General features: G+C 67.1%; 16 protein-coding genes. 9 read left to right on the top strand and 7 right to left on the bottom strand.

The window, feature by feature from the left end:
- Positions 1-121 precede the first annotated feature (121 nt).
- A complete protein-coding gene (gene pdxY, locus N7573_RS20610; RefSeq protein WP_032128295.1) occupies positions 122-1030 on the top strand; it encodes a pyridoxal kinase in 909 nt (302 codons plus the stop codon).
- Complete coding sequence (locus N7573_RS20605) at positions 1027-2151, top strand: prephenate dehydrogenase (RefSeq protein WP_279913397.1); 1125 nt, start codon at positions 1027-1029, stop codon at positions 2149-2151. The genes pdxY and N7573_RS20605 overlap by 4 nt, the downstream gene beginning before the upstream one ends.
- Before the next feature lie 265 nt (positions 2152-2416).
- On the opposite strand, the gene N7573_RS20600 is transcribed toward N7573_RS20605, so the two are convergent.
- The 5 genes from N7573_RS20600 to N7573_RS20580 form a co-directional block, all read right to left on the bottom strand.
- A complete protein-coding gene (locus tag N7573_RS20600; protein ID WP_033834407.1) occupies positions 2417-2611 on the bottom strand; it encodes a hypothetical protein in 195 nt (64 codons plus the stop codon).
- A gap of 70 nt (positions 2612-2681) precedes the next feature.
- Entirely contained in the window at positions 2682-4454 is a 1773-nt protein-coding gene (locus tag N7573_RS20595) for an ABC transporter transmembrane domain-containing protein (RefSeq protein WP_279913396.1), read from the bottom strand.
- Entirely contained in the window at positions 4447-5043 is a 597-nt protein-coding gene (locus N7573_RS20590) for a YigZ family protein (protein ID WP_049400110.1), read from the bottom strand. The genes N7573_RS20595 and N7573_RS20590 overlap by 8 nt, the downstream gene beginning before the upstream one ends.
- 40 nt (positions 5044-5083) lie before the next feature.
- A complete protein-coding gene (locus tag N7573_RS20585; RefSeq protein ID WP_279913394.1) occupies positions 5084-6088 on the bottom strand; it encodes a hypothetical protein in 1005 nt (334 codons plus the stop codon).
- Positions 6085-6603, bottom strand: coding sequence for an RNA polymerase sigma factor (locus N7573_RS20580; protein WP_229301232.1), 519 nt, complete (start codon positions 6601-6603; stop codon positions 6085-6087). Before N7573_RS20580 ends, N7573_RS20585 begins: the two co-directional genes overlap by 4 nt.
- Before the next feature lie 247 nt (positions 6604-6850).
- Here N7573_RS20580 and N7573_RS20575 point away from each other — a divergent pair, with 247 nt between their 5' ends.
- Positions 6851-9691 (top strand): EAL domain-containing protein, encoded by a 2841-nt coding sequence (locus N7573_RS20575; RefSeq protein WP_279913393.1) that lies wholly within the window; start codon positions 6851-6853, stop codon positions 9689-9691.
- Positions 9692-9710: 19 nt separating this feature from the next.
- Here the strand turns inward: N7573_RS20575 and N7573_RS20570 are convergent, their stop codons facing one another.
- Together N7573_RS20570 and N7573_RS20565 are read right to left on the bottom strand one after the other, a co-directional pair.
- Entirely contained in the window at positions 9711-10304 is a 594-nt protein-coding gene (locus N7573_RS20570; RefSeq protein WP_032128301.1) for a TIGR00730 family Rossman fold protein, read from the bottom strand.
- A 242-nt stretch (positions 10305-10546) separates the two neighbouring features.
- On the bottom strand, positions 10547-12043 hold the full coding sequence (locus N7573_RS20565) for an aminotransferase class III-fold pyridoxal phosphate-dependent enzyme (RefSeq protein WP_279913392.1): 1497 nt from the start codon (positions 12041-12043) through the stop codon (positions 10547-10549).
- A gap of 210 nt (positions 12044-12253) precedes the next feature.
- Here N7573_RS20565 and queA point away from each other — a divergent pair, with 210 nt between their 5' ends.
- The 6 genes from queA to fabV form a co-directional block, all read left to right on the top strand.
- The gene (gene queA / locus N7573_RS20560) at positions 12254-13321 is read left to right on the top strand and encodes a tRNA preQ1(34) S-adenosylmethionine ribosyltransferase-isomerase QueA (RefSeq protein WP_110712002.1); all 1068 of its coding nucleotides are present in this window, start codon (positions 12254-12256) and stop codon (positions 13319-13321) included.
- 97 nt (positions 13322-13418) lie between these two features.
- Complete coding sequence (gene tgt / locus N7573_RS20555) at positions 13419-14549, top strand: tRNA guanosine(34) transglycosylase Tgt (RefSeq protein WP_164242438.1); 1131 nt, start codon at positions 13419-13421, stop codon at positions 14547-14549.
- 134 nt (positions 14550-14683) lie between these two features.
- Entirely contained in the window at positions 14684-15028 is a 345-nt protein-coding gene (gene yajC, locus N7573_RS20550) for a preprotein translocase subunit YajC (RefSeq protein WP_005409257.1), read from the top strand.
- A gap of 61 nt (positions 15029-15089) precedes the next feature.
- Positions 15090-16946, top strand: a complete 1857-nt coding sequence (secD, locus tag N7573_RS20545) for a protein translocase subunit SecD (RefSeq protein ID WP_197615252.1) — start codon at positions 15090-15092, stop codon at positions 16944-16946.
- 15 nt (positions 16947-16961) lie between these two features.
- Positions 16962-17942 (top strand): protein translocase subunit SecF, encoded by a 981-nt coding sequence (secF, locus tag N7573_RS20540; protein ID WP_032128306.1) that lies wholly within the window; start codon positions 16962-16964, stop codon positions 17940-17942.
- Positions 17943-18596: 654 nt separating this feature from the next.
- Positions 18597-19851: enoyl-ACP reductase FabV (fabV, locus tag N7573_RS20535; RefSeq protein ID WP_279943271.1), on the top strand; the 1255-nt coding region annotated here is incomplete at its 3' end.

Below are 19851 nucleotides of genomic sequence, written 5' to 3'. Positions count from 1 at the left end.
GACACCGCCCCGCCACCCCACGGAATGCCGCTTTGGCTTCGGCCGTTGCGGTTGCCGTTGCATTGAGCAGGTGCAGGGCTGCAAGCCCTGCCGAAAACTCCCTTGGGCGTAGAATGCGGCCATGAGCGAATCCCTTGATAACCACCTGGTCCACGGCCGCCGCCAGCGGCCCGATGGCCCGTCGCCGATCGATGTCATCTCGGTCCAGTCGCAACTTGTCTACGGCCACGCCGGCAACAGCGCCGCCGTACCGCCGATGCGTGCGCTCGGTGTGCGCGTCGCGGAAATTCCGACCGTGTTGCTGAGCAATGCGCCGTTCTACGACACCACGCGCGGTCGCGTGCTGCCCGCCGACTGGTTCGCCGACCTGCTGCTGGGCACCCACGAGCGCGGCCTGCCGCAGCGGGCGAAAATGCTGGTTTCCGGCTACTTCGGCAGCACCGCCAACGGTGCCGCCTTCGCCGACTGGCTGGACAACATCCTGCCGGTCTGTCCGCAGCTGCGTTACTGCCTGGATCCGGTGATTGGTGACACCCACACCGGCCCCTACGTGGAACCGGGCCTGGAAGCGATCTTCGCCGAGCGATTGCTGCCGCATGCCTGGCTGGTGACCCCGAACGCCTTCGAACTGAATCGTCTGACCGGTATGCCGGCACTGGCCGAGGCTGATGCCATCGCCGCCGCGCGCACGCTGCTGGATCGTGGCCCGCACTGGGTGATCGCGCACAGCGTGGGCGGTAACCCGGGTGAGCTGGTGACCCTGGCGGTCGGTCGCGAGGAAACCTGGCGCTGGACTTCGCCGCTGCTGCCGGTGGACGTGGCCGGCACCGGTGACGTGCTGATGTCGCTGGTGGTGTCGTTCCTGTTGCGAGGTGAATCGATGCAGCAGGCGATTTCGCGTGCGATTGCCGGTACCCACGCGGCGCTGGAGGCGACTCTGGACAATGGCTTCGAAGAGTTCGACGTGATCGCGGCGGCGCCTGCCGCACTGGCCGAAGGCACGCGCTTCCGCGCCGAACGCGTGGCATGAGCGGTCTGCTCGAACGCACGCCGCGCACGGTCGGCATCGTCGGCAGTGCCGGCGCCTATGGGCGCTGGCTGAGCCGATTCTTCCAGCAGCACATGCAGCTGCAGGTGATCGGCCACGATCCGGCCGATCCGGACTCGCATACGCCGGAACAGCTGCTGGCGCAGGCCGACGTGCTGGTGTTCTCGGCACCGATCCGGCATACGCCGGCTCTGATTGCCGAGTACGTGCGGCAGTCGGCCGGCCGTGAGCAGGACCGGCTATGGCTGGACGTGACCTCGGTGAAGGAAGCGCCGGTGCAGGCGATGCTGGCCTCTCAAGCCGAAGTGGTCGGCCTGCACCCGATGACCGCGCCACCCAAGGCGCCGACCCTGAAGGGCCGGGTGATGGTGGTCTGCGAAGCGCGCCTGCAGCACTGGCAGCCGTGGGTCGATACGCTGTGCACGGCGCTGCAGGCCGAGTGCGTGCGCGCCACGTCGCAGCACCACGACCAGATGATGGCGCTGGTGCAGGCGATGGTGCATGCCACCCACTTGGCCCAGGCCGGCGTGCTGCGCCAGTACCAGCCGCAGCTGGGCGATCTGGCCGCGATGATGCCGTACCGTTCGGCATCGTTCGAGCTGGACACGGCGATCATCTCGCGCATCCTGTCGCTCAACCCGGCGATCTACGAAGACATCCAGTTCGGTAACCCGTACGTGGCGCCGATGCTGGAACGGCTGGTCGGCCAGCTGCAGGCCCTGCAGGCGCAGGTCGGGCAGGGCGACGACCGTGCGCGTGGTGAATTCCGCGAGCAGCTGCTGTCGGCCAACCGCAGTGCCTTCGGCGAGCAGGCGCTGGCGGACGGCAACTACACCTTTGAACGCGTGGGTTATCTGCTGGCTGACCTGACCGAGCGCAACGCGTTGTCGGTGCACCTGCCGGAGGACCGGCCAGGCTCACTGCGTGAGCTGCTGAACGTGTTCGAGCAGCATCGCATCAGCCTGGCTTCGATCCATTCCTCGCGCACGCCTGGTGGCGAAGTGCATTTCCGCATCGGGTTCGTGGCCGGCAGCGATGCTGCGGCGATCACCCGGGCCGCAGCCGACGTGGACGCCAGCGGCATCGGGCGGGTACTGGGCTGAATTCATCCACAGGCGGTGTGGATGGTTCCTGAGCAAACGTGTGGATAACCTTGCTCAGGCCTTGGCAGCAAAGGCTGTCAAGATGCTTGGTGAAAAATTGATCACGCCTTTTGTAGCGTCGAGCCACGCTCGATTGCCCTTGGCAAAAGCGTGTCGACCAAGGTCGACACCTACCAGAGTCAAGAAAGCGGGTCGATCAAGGTCGACACCCGCCAGAGCGGGGCGATACGAAATCGGGTAGCGCCGGGGTCATGCCCGGCGAACCTCAGATCGTGAGCCGCAGCTCGCCGCCACTGGTGGTGAACTCGCGGCCATCGCGCACCAGCGGCCGCCCGTCATCCAGTTCGTAGCGTGGCGTGGCTTCGGAGTGATGCCCGCTGCCATTCGCCTCGGGCTTGAACTCGATGATGATGTGGCTTTCGCCGTTGCTGTCGATAGCGGGGAACTGACGGAACGACATCGTGCACCTCCTTCAGTGGATGCGGCTGTTGCGCGGCCAGCTTGGCCGCGCCGATGTTAGCCGGACGTCATCAATCGATGAACTGCAGGCGCGCAAGTTCAGCGTACAGTCCACCTTCGGCCAGCAGCTGTGCGTGCGTGCCCTCGGCGACGATGCGGCCCTGGTCCATCACCACGATGCGGTCGGCCTTGAGCACGGTGGCCAGGCGGTGGGCAATGACCAGTGTGGTGCGGCCCGCCATCAGCCGCTCCAGCGCTTGCTGCACGCTGTGCTCGCTCTGCGCGTCCAGCGCGCTGGTCGCTTCGTCCAGCAGAAGGATCGGCGCATCCTTCAGCAGCGCACGGGCAATCGCCACACGCTGCTGCTGGCCACCGGACAGGCGGGCACCGCGCTCGCCCAGCTCACTGTCATAGCCCTGCGGCAACGCGCGCAGGAAGCCATCGGCCTCGGCGGCACGCGCGGCAGCCTCGACTTCGGCGTCGCTGGCCTGCAGGCGGCCATAGCGGATGTTGTCGCGCGCACTGGCAGCGAACAGCGTCGGCTGCTGCGGCACCAGCGCCAGCTGCGCACGCAGCTCGGCCGGGTCGGCCTGGCGCACGTCGATGCCGTCCACGTCGATGCGGCCGCTGGCTGGATCATGGAAGCGCAGCAGCATCGAAAGCACCGTGCTCTTGCCCGCCCCCGAGGGACCCACCAGCGCCACGGTCTCGCCGGGGCGGACGTGCAGGTTGAAGTGATCCAGTGCGGCCTGGTCCGGTCGCTGCGGATAGTGGAACACCACGTCGTCGAACCGGATCTCGCCATGCAGCGGCTGCGGCAGCGCGCGCGGCTGTGCCGGCGCGCGGATCTCGATGTCTTCCTGCAGCAGTTCGCCGATACGGCCCATGCCGCCGGCCGCGCGCTGCAGCTCGTTCCATACTTCGGCCAGTGCGCCCACCGAGCCGCCGCCGATCAGTGCATACAGCACGAACTGGCCCAGCGTACCGGCGCTGAGGCGGCCGTCGATGACGTCGTGCGCGCCCAGCCACAACACACCGACGATGGCGCCGAACACCAGCAGGATGGCACTGGCGGTGACCAGCGTCTGTGCGCCGATGCGGCGACGGGCGGCGCCGATGGCATCACCGAGAGCCTTGTCGAAGCGCCCGCGCTCGTACGGCTCGCGCGCATGTGCCTGCACCGTGCGCACCGCCCCCAGGGTTTCACTGGCCAGGCTGTTGGCATCGGCGATGCGGTCCTGGCTGTTGCGTGCGACCGTGCGCAGCTTGCGCGCGCCGATGATGATCGGCAGCACCGCCAGCGGAATGCCGAGCAGCGACCATGCGGCCAGCCGCGGGCTGGTGACGAACAGCATCGCCAGGCTGCCGATGACGGTGACCGTGCTGCGCAGCGCCACGGACATGGTCGAGCCGACCACGCTGCGCAGCAGTTCGGTGTCCGCGGTCAGGCGCGAGACCAGCTCTCCGCTGCGGCTGCGGTCGTGGAAGCCGGCGCCCAGCTGGATCAGGTGGGCATACAGCTGGCTGCGCAGGTCGGCCACGACCTTTTCACCCAGCAACGATACGAAGTAGAAGCGCGCGGCCGTGCCCAACGCCATGACGACCGCCACCAGCATCAGCAGGGCGAAGGCACGGTTGATCTGGCCGCCGCTGCTGAAACCGTGATCGATCATCTGCTTCACCGCCGGAGGCAGGCTCAGCGTGGCTGCAGAAGACACCGCCAGGGCCAGCAGCCAGGCGGTGAACAGGCCGCTGTGGCGGCGCACGAACGGCCACAGCGTGCGCAGGCTGCCGAGGCGCCGCAGTGGCGGGGTCGAAGCGGGGGCGTCGTCCTTGTCAGTCATCCTGGTCGTCGTCTTCTATGCGGATACGGTCACGGGTGGCGTCGCGCAGGCGGATTTTCAATGCGTCGACCTGATCGGCAGGCAATTCGATCCGCAGGCACACACCATTGGCATCGAACTGTTCATCGCGCTTTTCGGCACCGAAGGCGGGCAGGGTGGCATGCAGGGTACCCAGGTCCTCGAAGCCGGCCAGCAGCTGCAGCCGGGCCATCGCCACCAGCGGCAGGCGCGGGGCGGTGCGCAGGCACTCGGCGGCGGCGCCGCCGTAGGCGCGCACAAGGCCACCGGCACCGAGCTTGATACCGCCGAACCAGCGCGTCACTACCACCATCACCCGGTCGAAACCCTGGCCGTCGATCGCCGCCAGAATCGGACGTCCCGCCGTGCCGGCCGGCTCGCCATCGTCGCTGGAGCGATAGTCCTGCCCATGCCGGTAGGCCCAGCAGTTGTGGGTGGCATCGGCCACCGCAACCTGCTGCAGGAACGCCATGGCCGCTGCGGCGCCATCGATCGGCGCGGCATGGGCGATGAAACGGCTGTGTTTGACTTCCAGCGTGTGGCTGACCGGCTGGGCGAGAGTATCGAGCATTCCCGTCATTCTACGGGGTTGCCGGGTATTCCCGTCCGCTTCAGTCGTCCAGCAGCGGGCGCAGGTCGCGCGGCAGGCGTGCTTCCGGGTACTGCTGCATGTAGCGCTCCAGGCTGGCACGGGCCAGATCGCGCTGGCCGTCGTCGCGTCGTGTACGGATCTTCTGCAGCCACTGCCGGCGCGGCAGTCGTGCGTCAGCGTCCACCTCGGCCTGCACGGCATCCGCGCTCAGGCCCGCATCGCTGCCGCGGCGCATGATGCCAGGTGCGAAACGGCTGGGAGCCTCGCGCTTCATCGAGGTGATTTCTACCCGGTCCAATGCCGGGGCCTGTTCGGCCTGCACGCTGTTGGGCTCTGGCGTACCTGCCGAGCGCGCCTTCAGCGAACCACTGGCGACAACCGGCGCCATCAGCGGCGCGGGTGCCGAGTAGGCGGTGGGAGCCGGAGGCGTAGGGGGGGCTGCTGCCGGCGCTGCGGCCGGAGCGGGCGGCAGGGCCGCAAAGGAGGTATCGGCGGCCGCATCCGCAGCCATCGATCGTGCAGCCTGGGCCGGCGCTTCAGCGGTCCCGGCCGGCGCAGGCTTGCTTGCGCGCGCGATGGCCGGTGCCGGGGCAGCGGCAACCGGGGCTGCCTCGGGTGCTGCGGGCGCAGCGGCCGGTTCCGCAGTCGCCACCGCGCTGTCGGCTGCACTGCGCTCAGCGGCCTGATCGGCAGCCGCGACGTCTTCTGCCGCAGCCGGTGCCGCCGCAACAGCGGCCTCACCCGCCGGAATCGGTGGCGGTTCCGGACGCAGCTGCCAGGCGATGCCGATGGCGAACACCATCGAGGCGGCGATGCCGAACACCGCCGGCCAACGCGGGCGTGTGCGCTGCGTACGTGGTGCTTCGGGAGAGGCGACCGCATCGGCAGCCGGAGCGTCCACGGCAGCGCGGGCCGCGGCCAGGATGGCGGCGTCCAGTGCGGCGGGCGGTGCCTGTTCGGCGCGACGGCCGAGTAGCCGGGCCAGCTCGCGTTCTTCCGGCGTCAGCGGTTCGTCTCGGTTCATGCGTTCAATCCCGCACGCAGCTTGTCCATCGCATAGCGCAGCCGCGATTTCACGGTTTCCCGGCCTACGCCGGTGATCTGGCCGATCTCCTCCAGGCTCAGTTCCTGATCCAGCCGCAGTTGCAGCACTTCGCGCTGCTCCGGCGGCAGTTGTTCCATCGCCAGCTGGATGCGGCGACGTTGTTCGAATTCGGAAAGCTCGCCTTCCGGGGTCTGTCCATCCTCGATCGCGGCCAGGCGCAGGTCGGCATCGGCCGGGGCAGCCGGCCGGTGGCGGGCGGCGCGCCAATGGTCGTTCAGGCGGTTGTGGGCGATGCGGAACAGCCAGGTGCTGAACGCCGCGTCCGGTTGCCACCCCGCGCGGGCGCTGATCACCCGCTGCCAGACGTCCTGGAAGATCTCCTCGGCCAGCGCGTTGTCGCGCAGTTGCCGCAGCAGGAAGCCGAACAGGCGCTTGCGATGGCGCGCATACAGGCTTTCAAACGCACGCAGGTCGCCACCGGCCCAGGCCAGCATCAAGGCTTCATCGGTTGGCAGTGCGCTGGCTTCCACGGCGTACAGGGTAAGGCCTGCAGGCGATGGCGCATAGCCGGTGGCGAGGGCGGGCAGGGCGAGGGTCATGGCTCGGAAGGGGCTACGGTCAGCAGGAAAAACGTACGGGCGCACGATTCGGGGTTTACGGGCTTCCATTGCCCCCCGGGTGGCGCGCTATGCTCGGCGGCTCAGGGGAGGCGACGCACTGACGGCGCCAAGAGATTGTCATTTGTCCACGCATGCTGAACCGGCGGAAGAGCCACCACACGAGGCCGTGCTGAGCACGGCGCTGGTGCGCGCGTTGCATGCGCTTCTGCCGGAAACGGCCGTGGTCCGCGTCGGCTGGGATGACCCGCAGCTTGGCCGTGGCCAGGGGGGCTGGCCGAGGGCGGCTGCCGGAGGTGATGCGGCAGCGCCAGGCGTGGGCGATGGCCAGCACGGCTGGGAACATGATGGGGCGCGCCTGCTGTTGTCGGTGGAAGGCGCGGTGCCTTCGCCGGCATGGTGGGGGGTTGCCCGGCAGGCGATGGAGCTGGCGCTGCAGCGCGGCCGCCAGGCCGGCCAGATCAAGGCGCTGGAAGAGGCCGAGCGGTTGCAGCAGGCCTTGTTCCAGATTGCAGATCTGGCCGGTGCCGACCTGGAAATGCCCGAGATGCTGCGCCACGTGCATGGTGTGCTGGGCACGCTGATGTATGCCGAGAACTGCTACATCGTGGAATACGACGATGTGCGCGACCAGATCCGTTTCCTGTACTTCGCCGATCAGGTCGATGATTTCGTCGCCGATCCCACGCAGAGCCATGACGCCAGCGAGATGCCGCGCAGCCTGACCGTGGCGTTGCTGCGTCATGGCAAGCCGCTCAGTGGTCCCTCGCGCGAACTGCTGGCGCAGGTGATGGAGCAGGAGCACGACCCGCAACGCGGGCCCGAAAGCCTGGATTGGCTGGGCGTGCCGATGCTGCGCGATGGCCGCGTATGCGGTGCCATCGTGGTCCAGAGCTATGAGCAGGCGGCCCGCTATGGCGAGGCCGAGCGCGCATTGCTGGGCTTCGTTGCGCAGCACGTGCAGACCGCGATGGACCGGCGCCAGGCGCAGGTGCGGCTGGAGCAGCAGGTGGCGCGGCGCACCCAGGAACTGCAGCGCGCCAATCACAGCCTGCAGGACGAGGTGGCCGAGCGTCGACGCGCCGAACAGCTGCAGACCGCCCTGTACAACATCGCCGAGATGGCGATGTCGGCCGACAGCCTGGCGCAGTTCTACGGACAGGTGCATGGGGTGGTCGGGCGCCTGCTCGACGCTCGCAATTTCTACATCGCCCTGGTCAACCCGGCCGGCAACGGCCTGGACTTCGTCTATTCGGTGGACGAGCACAACGCCAGCCGCGCGCCGCGACCGTTCAGCCGGGGCCTGACCGAGTACGTCGTGCGCAACCGGCGGCCACTGTTGGCATCACGCGCGCAGATCGATGCGCTGCTGGCCAGTGGCGAAGTGCGTGAATCCGGTGCGCGCTCGCACTGCTGGCTGGGCGTACCGCTGCTGCGCGACGACGAAGTGGTCGGCGCGATCGTGGTGCAGAGCTACAGCGAGAACAGCATTTTCAGCGTGCATGACCAGCGCCTGCTGACCTTCGTCGCGCAGAACATCGGTACCGGCCTGGCCCGTCAGCGCGACCAGCAACGGCTGCGCTCGGCGCATGCCGAGCTGGAGAAGCGCGTGGAGGAGCGCACGCGCGAACTGGCCGAGGTCAACGAAAAGCTGCTCGGCCAGATCGGCGAGCGCCTGCGTGCCGAACAGCGCCTGACCCACCAGGCCATGCACGATGCGCTGACCGGGCTGCCCAACCGCCTGCATCTGCTGGACCGCCTGCAGGATGCGCTGGCCCTGGCCAAGCGTGAGGGCGGCCCGGTGTTCGCCGTGCTGTTCCTCGATCTGGACCGCTTCAAGCTGGTCAACGACAGCATCGGGCATGCTGCCGGCGACCGCATGCTGGTGGAAGTGGCCAAGCGCATCGTATCGATGGCCGGCACCGAGGACGTGGTGGCCCGGCTGGGCGGTGACGAATTCGCGGTGCTGCTGCAATGCCCGCAGGGCCTGGCCCAGGCCTTGGACTTTGGCCAGCGCCTGCTGCTGGCGCTGCAGGAGTCGATGTGGATCGCCGGGCGCGAACTGTTCCCGTCCGGCAGCCTGGGCATCGCGCTGTGGAACCCCCGCTACCGCACCGGCGAAGAGCTGCTGCGTGATGCCGACGCGGCAATGTACCGGGCCAAGGCGCAGGGCCATGACCGCTGTGCGATCTTCGACGAAGACATGCGCGAGCAGGCCATGCGCAGCCTCGATCTGGAAGCCGACCTGCGTCGTGCGATCAACAACCGCGATTTCGTCCCGTTCTACCAGCCGATCGTGCGCCTGTCCGATGGCGAGGTGGTGGGCCACGAGGCGCTGCTGCGCTGGCAGCATGAGCGCCGTGGCCTGCTGCTGCCGGGGGCGTTCCTGGAGCTGGGCGAGGAAAGCGGCCTGATCGAGCAGGTCGACTGGCTGATCTATGAACAGGTGATTGCCGGCCTGGCCGAGGGCGGGCAGAGCTACGTCTCGGTGAACGTATCACCGCGCCATTTCCGCTCCGCCGGGTTCAGCGGCCGCCTGTTCGGCCTGCTGGATGCATGTGGTGCCGATCCGCGCCGGCTGCGCCTGGAGATCACCGAGGTCGCACTGCTGGATGACGGCCCACACACGCTGCGTATCCTGCAGGGCCTGCGCGAGCGCGGCATCCAGGTGCAGCTGGACGATTTCGGTACCGGCTTCTCGGCGCTGTCCTACCTGCACCGTTTCCCGATCAGTACGCTGAAGATCGACCAGAGCTTCATCGCCGGCCTGCATGGGCCGGAAGTGCAGAGCACGCGGGCGCTGGTCGAGGGCGTGCTGTCGTTGGCGCGTACGCTGGGCATCGAGACCATCGGTGAGGGCATCGAAACCGAGGCGCAGCGGCAGACCCTGCGCGAACTGGGTTGCGACTACGGCCAGGGCTATCTGCTGGGGCGGCCCGCACCGTGGAGCTGCGCGGCGGTCTGAGCCGCCGCGCAGGAAAGCATCAGCGCAGGGCGGCGCGACGCTTTTCGTCGATCCACTTCGAGGCCTGCGCTGGCTTGTAGTTCTTCATCCACTCCAGCATCTCTTCGATATCCGAGCCGTACCACAGGTCCTGGCGCTGGTCCGGGTGCAGGAAGCGCTCTTCCACCATGCGGTCGATCATGCCGATCAGCGGGGCGTAGAAACCTTCCACGTCGAGGAAGGCGCACGGCTTGTTGCCGATGCCAAGCTGGCGCCAGGTCAGCATCTCGAAGATCTCTTCCATGGTGCCGAAGCCGCCGGGCAGCGTGACGAAGCCATCGGCGAGGTCGAACATGCGCGACTTGCGCTCATGCATTGAACCGACAATTTCCAGTTCGGTCAGGCCGCGGTGGGCCACTTCCCAGTCGGCCAGCTGGCGCGGGATCACGCCGGTCACTTCACCGCCGGCGGCGAGCACGGCATTGGCCACGGTTCCCATCAGGCCGACATTGCCGCCGCCGTACACCAGGCGCATCCCGTCGCGGGCGATGCGGTCGCCCAGGGCAAGGGCGCGTTCGGTGTAGGCCGGCTTGCTGCCAGCGTTGGAACCACAGTACACACAGATCGATTTCATGGATCTTCCTGTCTCTTGGCCGGAAACGAAAACGCCCCGTCGCCGACCGCAGGGCGGTCAGGGACGGGGTGCCTATGGAGTATGGACCTTCGCGGTTGCCGTCTGTAGAGCCGAGCCACGCTCGGCTGTTCTTCGTTCAGACCGCGGTGGGTTCCTGTAGAGCCGAGCCATGCTCGGCTGCTCTTCGTTCAGATCGCGGCTACGTCTGAGTCGAGCAAGCTCGACTCTACAAAGAACGAGACTTACGCCGCCGCTGCCTGCTCGCGGCGCGGGCCTTCACGCAGCGCGCGGCCGACCATCCCCACCAGCAGGTCCAGCTCTTCGCTGTCCATGCCGAAGTGCGGAGTGAAGCGCAGCGAGTTCTCGCCACCGTGAATCACGTTGATGCCGTGCTGGCGCAGCCATTCCTCGGTGGAGTTGGCGCCGTAGCACTTGAACTGCGGCGCCAGTTCGCAGGAGAACAGCAGGCCGGTGCCCTGCACCTTGGTGATCAGTCCGCCCAGCTCGTTCTTCAGCTGTTCAAGCTTGCGCACGGCCTCGGCACCACGCTCGGCGATGTTGGCGCGCACCTGCGGGGTCAGCTGGGCCAGGGTGGCGCAGGCCACGTCCAGTGCACGCGGGTTGCTGGTCATCGTGTTGCCATAGATGCCCTTGCGGTACAGCTGTGCGGCATGCTCGGTCACGGCCAGCACCGACAGCGGGTACTGCGCGGCGTTGAGCGCCTTGGAATAGGTTTCCATGTCCGGCGGATCGAGCCCTTCAAAGCCCGGGTAGTCGACCACCGACAGCACGCCATGCGCGCGCAGGCCGGCCTGGATCGAGTCCAGCAGCAACAGGCTGCCATGGGCACGGGTCAGTTCGCGGGCCACCGCATAGAACGACGGCGGCACCGAACGGCCCGGGTCGCCTTCGCCCATCACCGGCTCCAGGAACACCGCCTCGATGAACCACTGGTTGCGCGCGGCATCCTCGAACACCTTGCGCAGGCCGGCCTCATCGTACGGCGCCACGGTAATCACCGAGTCCTCGCCGCGGTAGCTGGCCAGGTGCTGCATGTAGCTCTTGCGGCTGGAATCCGAATAGAGGGCAGGGCGTTCGGTACGGCCATGGAAGCTGCCCTTGACCACCACGCGCTTGATCGCGGCGCCGGCGTGGCGCGCACCCGGGTCGGTCTGCAGCTTCGCGTTGACGTCGGCGATGCGCGCGGCCAGGCCGACGGCCTCGGAACCGGAATTCAGGCACATGAAACGGGCAAACGGGCAGCCGCCACGGCGGTGGCCGATCTCGGCACGCAGGGCGGTGATGAGGCGCTGCTGCGACAGGCTGGGGGTCATGATGTTGGCCATCACCTGCGGGCGGGCCATCGCCTCCAGCACGGCGTCCGGGGTGTGCCCGAAGCCGAGCATGCCGTAGCCGCCGGCGTCGTACAGCACGGCGCCCTTCAGGGTGACCACCCACGGGCCGCGCGCAGCCAGTGCCACATACGGGGTCACCGCGTCATCGGCATAGAAATTGACGAAACCGTCCTGCATCGCGTCGATCTGCGCCTGTTCGTCCTGCGCCAGCAGCGGCCCCAGGTCGGCCTGCACGCGCGCGAATTCCTCGGCGGCGGCGTCCACCGCGGCGATCAGCTGCGGGTGGTTGGCGGACAGGGCGGTCAGGGTGGCATCGTCCAGGCCGGAGGTGAGGCGGGTGCCGGGCTGGTTGCGCAGGGGGGCGAGGCGTTCGATGAAGCTCATTGCAGATCTCCTGAAACAATGGGTCGCACGGGTCTTCAAAAGCAAAACGCGCGTCATCACGCGCGCTTGGGGCAGGCTCGTGCAGCGGACTTCCGGTTCGATGCTAGCACTTGTTTTTTTGCGCGATAACCCCGCAGAAACCTGCTGCATAGCAGCATTTTGCGCGACGTTCGCCGCGAAGCGCGCCGGCTCGCAGACGCTGGACGTACAATGCGCGCCATTGTCGACCTGTTGCCGCCCACCGCCTTGAAGAAGTCCGATTTCAACTACGACCTGCCGGCTGAACTGATCGCGCAGGCGCCCCTGGCCGAACGTTCCGCCAGCCGCCTGCTGCTGGTGCCGCAAGCTCCCGCCGCGTTCACCGACCTGCAGGTGCGTGACCTGCCTTCACTGCTGCAGCCCGGTGACCTGTTGGTGTTCAACGACACCCGGGTGATCCCGGCGCGCCTGTTCGGGCAGAAGGCCAGTGGTGGCCGCGTGGAGATCCTGATCGAGCGCCTGCTGGGCGCCCAGCAGGCCCGCGCGCAGGTGGGGGCCAGCAAGTCGCCCAAGGCCGGCAGCCGCATCGCGTTGGACGCCGGCGGCGAAGCCGAGGTGCTGGGCCGCGATGGCGAGTTCTACGTGCTGCAGTTCCATGTGCCGGAATCACTGGAGCAGTGGCTGCTGCATGCCGGTCGCCTGCCGTTGCCGCCGTACATCCAGCGTGAGCCGGGTGTGGACGACCGCGAGCGCTACCAGACCGTGTTCGCGCGTGAAGTCGGCGCGGTGGCGGCACCGACCGCCGGCCTGCATTTCGACGAACCGCTGCTGGCCGCATTGAAGGACAAGGGCGTGGACTTCGGCCACGTCACCCTGCACGTGGGTGCGGGCACCTTCCAGCCGGTGCGTGCCGATGACCTGAAGGACCACGTGATGCACCGCGAGTGGCTGAATGTCGGTGCCGAGCTGGTGCAGCAGGTGCGGCGCACGCGCGCCGCCGGCGGCCGCGTGATCGGCGTCGGCACCACCGTGGTGCGCGCGCTGGAAAGCGCGATGCGCGAGGGTGAACTGCTGCCGTTCGCCGGCGAGACGCAGATCTTCATCACCCCGGGCTACCGCATCCGCAGCGTCGATGCGATGGTGACCAACTTCCACCTGCCGGAAAGCACGTTGCTGATGATGATTTCCGCGTTCGCCGGCAAGGAGCGCGTGTTCGAGGCCTACCAGCACGCGATCGAGCAGCGCTACCGCTTCTTCAGCTACGGCGACGCGATGCTGCTGTTCCCGCAGGCGGGGTAGGGCAGCCAGGGAGGGCAGGGTCCCCTGTGGGTGCGCACCTTGGTGCGCACGCCTTCTTGGGAGACAATAGGCGACTATTTGCCTGAACGACCGCTCCATGTCCCGATTGCAGTTCCAGCTCAAGACCCGCGACGGCCGTGCCCGCCGTGGCCGCCTGACCTTCCCGCGTGGCACGGTGGAAACGCCGGCCTTCATGCCGGTGGGGACCTATGGCTCGGTCAAGGGCATCCTGCCGGACCAGGTGCGTGCGCTGGGCGCCGAGATCATCCTCGGCAACACGTTCCACCTGTACCTGCGGCCGGGCCTGGACATCATCGCCGACCACGGCGGCCTGCACGGCTTCTGCCGCTGGGATGGCCCGATCCTGACCGACTCCGGCGGCTTCCAGGTGTTCTCGCTGGCCCACCGCCGCAAGATCACCGAGCAGGGCGTGACCTTCGCCTCGCCCACCGACGGTGCCCGCGTGTTCCTGGGCCCGGAAGAGAGCATGAAGATCCAGAAAGTGCTCGATTCGGACGTGGTGATGATCTTCGACGAGTGCACCCCGTACCCGGCTACCGAGGATGTGGCGCGCCGCTCGATGGAGCTGAGCCTGCGCTGGGCCCAGCGCAGCCGCAACGCGCATGACGAGCTGGGCAACGACGCGGCCCTGTTCGGCATCGTCCAGGGTGGCGTGCACACCGACCTGCGCAGCCGCTCCGCCGAGGCCCTGCAGGCGATCGGCTTCGACGGTTACGCCATCGGCGGCCTGGCCGTGGGCGAGCCGGAGCACGAGCGCAACGCCATGCTCGACCACCTGGACCCGGAACTGCCGGGCGACCGCCCGCGCTACCTGATGGGCGTGGGTCGGCCGGAGGACCTGGTCGAGGGTGTCGCACGTGGCGTGGACATGTTCGACTGCGTGATGCCCACCCGCAACGCGCGCAACGGCCACTATTTCACCTCGTTCGGCACCGTCCGCATCCGTAATTCCCAGTACGCGCGCGACATGGATCCGATCGAGCCCGGCTGCGGCTGCGTGGCCTGCAGCGGCGGTTACACGCGTTCGTACCTGCGCCACCTGGACCGCTGCAACGAGATGCTGGCGCCGATGCTGGGCACCCTGCACAACCTGTTCTATTACGAAAAGCTCATGGCCGACATCCGCGCGGCGATCGAGGCGGGAACCTTCCTGGCCTTCCGTGAGTCTTTCTACGCGGCACGCGGGGCGGTAGCACCGCCCCTGTAACCCGAACACCCCCTGCCAAACGGCCCAAGGACGAACGCCCGGGGCCGTGGCATACTTCAAGGCTGACCCAGATCCGCGGTCGACACCTCGTGCCCGTGAAAGGGCCGAAGCGCCGCCCAACCAAAGGACCAACAATGAACCTGCTTGCCTTCCTGATTCCCGCCGCCCACGCCCAGGCCGCCGGCGGCCAACCGCAGGGCATGGGCCTGACCACGCTGCTGTTCCCGGTCATCCTGATCGCCATCATGTACTTCCTGATGATCCGCCCGCAGATGAAGCGGCAGAAGGAGCACAAGGCCATGCTGGAGAAGATCAAGCGTGGCGACGAAGTGCTGACCAACGGCGGCATCGCCGGTATCGTCACCGACATCGGCGACAACTTCATCACCATTGAAGTGGCGGACAACGTGCGCATCCGCGTGCAGAAGGGCGCTGTCGGCAACGTGCTGCCGGCCGGTACCCTGAAGTCGGCCCAGTAAGCCACTCCCTTTCCGATGCACAACCGCGGCGCCGGGGATGGCGCCGCGCGGGACCCAAGCAATGCTCGAATTTCCACGCTGGAAGTACGTCGTCATCCTGATCGTACTGGCGCTCAGCGCGCTGTACGCGCTGCCCAACATCTACCAGAAGGACCCGGCCCTCCAGATCACCGCCAACCGTGGCGGCCAGATCGACGATGCGCTGCGTGACCGTGTGCTGGCCGACCTGAAGAAGGCCGGTGTCGCCACCGTCGGTGCCGAGAAGGAAGGGGAAAGCCTGATCGTCCGCCTGCCGGACCTGAAGGCGCAGTCCGCTGCCAGCGACGCCCTGCGTGACACGGTCGGCGAAAAGTACACCGTGGCCCTGAACCTGGCCTCGACCGTGCCGGACTGGCTGGCCAACCTCGGCGGTCGCCCGATGGTGCTGGGCCTGGACCTGCAGGGCGGTGTGCACTTCGTGCTGCAGGTCGACCAGAAGGCCGCCCTGGACAAGCGCCTGGACGCCTACACCGAAGACGTGCGCAGCACCCTGCGCGACGCCCGCATCGCTTACCAGTCGGTGGAACGCCGCGCTGACAACAGCATCGTGGCGAACCTGAGCCCGTCCGCCGGTGACGACGCCGCGCAGCGTGCCCGCACCGCCCTGGTGAAGGCGCAGCCGACCCTCGGCTACGACGTCAGCGGCAACCGCATCACGGTGACCGTGCCGGAAACCGAGATCACCCAGATTGCCAACGGCGCCATCGAGCAGAACATCAACACCCTGCGCAACCGCGTGAACCAGCTCGGCGTGGCCGAGCCGATCATCCAGCGACAGGGTGCCGACCGCGTGGTCGTGCAGCTGCCGGGCGTGCAGGACACCGCCGAAGCCAAGCGCATGATCGGCGCCACCGCTACCCTCGAGTACCGCGCGGTGGTTGACGGCAATGCACAGGACGCCATCAACTCCGGGCGCATTCCGCCGGAAGCGAAGGTCTACCAGCGTCGTGATGGCGGTGGTCCGGTCCTGCTGAACAAGCGCGTGATCGTCACCGGTGACCAGATGGTCGGCGCGCAGGCGGTGACCGATTCGAACAGCGGCTCTCCGGCGGTCAGCGTGACGCTGAACAATGTCGGCGGCCAGCGCATGTTCGACTTCACCAGCGCCAACGTGAACAAGCCGATGGCGGTGGTCTACACCGAGCGCGTGCCGACCGTGACCGTCGTCGACGGCCAGGAAGTGCGTGGCTTCAAGGTCAACGAGGAAGTGATCTCGGTGGCCAACATCAACGGCGTGTTCGGCAAGAACTTCCAGACCACCGGCCTGCAGAAGAAGGAAGCCGAGGACCTGGCCAAGCTGCTGAAGTCCGGCTCGCTGGCCGCGCCGATGGACTTCGTCGAAGAGCGCGTGGTGGGCCCGAGCCTGGGTGCCGAGAACGTCAAGAACGGTATGCGCGCGGTGGTGTTCGCATTCCTGTTCACCCTGGTGTTCTTCAGCGTCTACTACCGCATGTTCGGCGTGATCACCTCGATCGCGATGCTGTTCAACCTGCTGATCGTGGTGGCGGTGATGTCGCTGTTCGGCGCGACCATGACCCTGCCGGGCTTCGCCGGTCTGGCGTTGTCGGTCGGCCTGTCGGTGGACGCCAACGTGCTGATCAACGAGCGTATCCGTGAAGAGCTGCGTGCCGGCGTGCCGGGCAAGACCGCGATCGTGACCGGTTACGAGCGTGCTTCCGGCACCATCCTCGACGCCAACCTGACCGGCCTGATCGTCGGTGTGGCGCTGTTCGCATTCGGTACCGGTCCGCTGAAGGGCTTCGCGCTGACCATGATCATCGGTATTTTCGCCTCCATGTTCACCGCGATCACCGTGTCGCGTGCGCTGGCGACGCTGATCTACGGCCGCCGCAAGAAGCTCCAGAACGTGGCCATCTGACGGGACGACACGCACATGAAACTGTTTCCGCTGCACATCCTCCCGAACGACACCAAGATCGACTTCATGCGCTGGCGCCATGTCGCGATGGTCGTCACGGTCATCGTGTTCCTGGCCTCGATCGCCATCATCGGCGTCAAGGGCTTCAACTACGCCCTGGACTTCACCGGCGGCACGCTGATCGAAGCCCGCTTCGACAAGGCGGTGGACGTCGAGCAGGTCCGCACCAAGCTCGAGCAGAACGGCTTCGAAGGCGCCCAGGTGCAGAGCGTCGGTGGCAACACCGACCTGCTGATCCGCCTGGCCCCGCATGGTGAGCACGCTGCCGGTACCGGCGACGCCGCGCACGAGGACAAGGCCACCGCCGCAGCCGTGGTGAAGGCCCTGTCCACCGCCGACAACCAGGCCACCGTGCTCCGCAACGAGTTCGTGGGTCCGCAGATCGGCAAGGACCTGGCGATGAATGGCCTGTACGCCACCATCTTCATGCTGGCCGGCTTCCTGATCTACATCGCGGTTCGCTTCGAATGGAAGTTCGCGGTCACCGCCAGCATCGTGGCGATGTTCGACCTGATCGTGACGGTCGCTTATGTGTCCCTGCTGGGCCGTGAGTTCGACCTGACCGTGCTGGCCGGCCTGCTGTCGGTGATGGGCTTTGCGATCAACGATCTGATCGTGGTCTTCGACCGCGTCCGCGAGAACTTCCGCAGCCTGCGCGTGGACTCGATGGAGGTGCTGAACCGTTCGATCAACCAGACGCTGTCGCGTACGGTGATCACTGCGGTGATGTTCTTCCTGTCGGCACTTGCCCTGTACATGTACGGCGGCAGCTCGATGGAAGGCTTGGCCGAGACGCACATGATCGGCGCGGTGATCGTGGTGCTGTCCTCGATCCTGGTGGCGGTGCCGATGCTGACGATCGGTTTCCTGCGCGTCAGCAAGCAGGACCTGCTGCCGAAGGCGAAGGACATCGAGGCCCTGGCCCGTCGCCCGTAAGCACCCGCTGCACGCAACACACAGAGAACCCCGCGCAAGCGGGGTTTTTTGTGTGCAGGGCTGGTACGCGTCATCGCATGCGCGCTGTCGCTCCCACGCTTCGCTGCGCGAACCGTGGGCCCCACTTACCAGCTTCAAGACCCCCGCCGCTTCGCGGCCGCCCCCTGACTCAGGGGGCTCTGCCCCAGACCGGTTCCGCGCGGCTGTTGGTAGGTGTCGACCTTGGTCGACACATCTGTCAGATATCGAATGAATTCAACCGTGCCGACCAACGGTCGGCACCCACCAACAGCAGCGGCGACATGTCCGACAGATCGCGGAAATCTGTCGAAGGCGGGGTGGGTCCGGTTGCGGGGGTGTCCGCGGCATGGATGCCGCGGCCAAGCCTCCATGGACGGATTTACGGCGTCCCCCGCAACCGGACCCACCCCGCCAACCCACAGGAACCCAGCTTTTGAAGTTGCTCCGGCTCCGGTCGTTGCTCCGGCCTCTGCGGGTGCAGGGTGCAACCCTGCAGAACAAACCCCACCCTACGCCGCCGTCGGTTGTGCAATCTTCCCCCGCGCACTACGATCCTGCGGTTCGCGCGCGCAGGCGCGCGCCCGTATTCCTGCTGAGCGCCCCGTGCGCCGCATCTGCCAACCCGAGGTATCCATGGTCATCAAACCGCGCGTCCGCGGCTTCATCTGCGTCACCACCCACCCGACCGGCTGCGAAGCCGCGGTCAAGCAGCAGATCGACTACATCCGCGCACGTCCGCCGATCCAGAATGGTCCCAAGCGCGTGCTGGTGATCGGCGCCTCCACCGGCTACGGCCTGGCTGCGCGCATCACTGCCGCCTTCGGCAGTGGCGCCGCCACCCTGGGCATCTTCTTCGAACGCCCGGGTAGTGAAACCAAGCCGGGCACTGCGGGCTGGTACAACTCCGCCGCGTTCCACAAGTACGCCGACGAAGCCGGCCTGTACGCCAAGAGCATCAACGGCGATGCCTTCTCCGATGAAGTGAAGGCCAGGACCATCGAGATGATCAAGGCCGATCTCGGCCAGGTCGACCAGGTCGTCTACAGCCTCGCCGCGCCGCGCCGCAAGCACCCGAAGACCGGAGAGATCATCAGCTCCACGCTGAAGCCGATCGGCGAGCCGATCACCCTGCGTGGCCTGGATACCGACAAGGAAGTGCTGACCGAGACCCATCTGCAGCCGGCCACCCCGGATGAAATCGCTGGCACCGTCGCGGTGATGGGGGGCGAGGACTGGCAGATGTGGATCGATGCGCTGGCCGATGCCGGCGTGCTGGCCAACGGCTGCACCACCACTGCCTTCACCTACGTGGGCGAAGAGATCACCCAGGCGATCTACTGGAACGGCTCGATCGGTGCCGCCAAGAAGGACCTGGACACCAAGGTGCTGGGCCTGCGCGAGAAGCTGGCCAAGATCGGTGGCGACGCACGCGTATCGGTGCTGAAGGCGGTGGTCACCCAGGCCAGCTCGGCCATTCCGACCATGCCGCTGTACCTGTCGCTGCTGTTCAAGGTGATGAAGGAAAAGGGCACCCACGAAGGCTGCATCGAACAGCTCGACGTGCTGTACGACATCCTCTACGGCGGCAAGGCAGATGGCGTCGCGGTCGACCGCCTGCGCCACGATCTGGTCGATGGCGATGGCCACACCGTGGCGCTGGTCGACGAGGAAGGCCGCCTGCGTGCCGACTACAAGGAGATGGCCGCGGACGTGCAGGGCAAGGTGGTGGCGCTGTGGCCGCAGGTCACCAACGAGAACCTGTACGAGATCAGTGACCTGGCCGGCTACAAGGCCGACTTCCTGCGCCTGTTCGGTTTCGGTGTGGAAGGCGTGGACTACGAGGCCGACGTCAATCCTGACGTGAAGATCGACCATCTGGTCGACATGA

Origin of the sequence: Stenotrophomonas sp. GD04054, assembly GCF_029836955.1 — a bacterium.
Classification (GTDB): domain Bacteria; phylum Pseudomonadota; class Gammaproteobacteria; order Xanthomonadales; family Xanthomonadaceae; genus Stenotrophomonas; species Stenotrophomonas maltophilia_A.
Note: the sequence above shows the minus strand (reverse complement) of the source record. Positions and strands in the feature narration are given on the sequence as shown.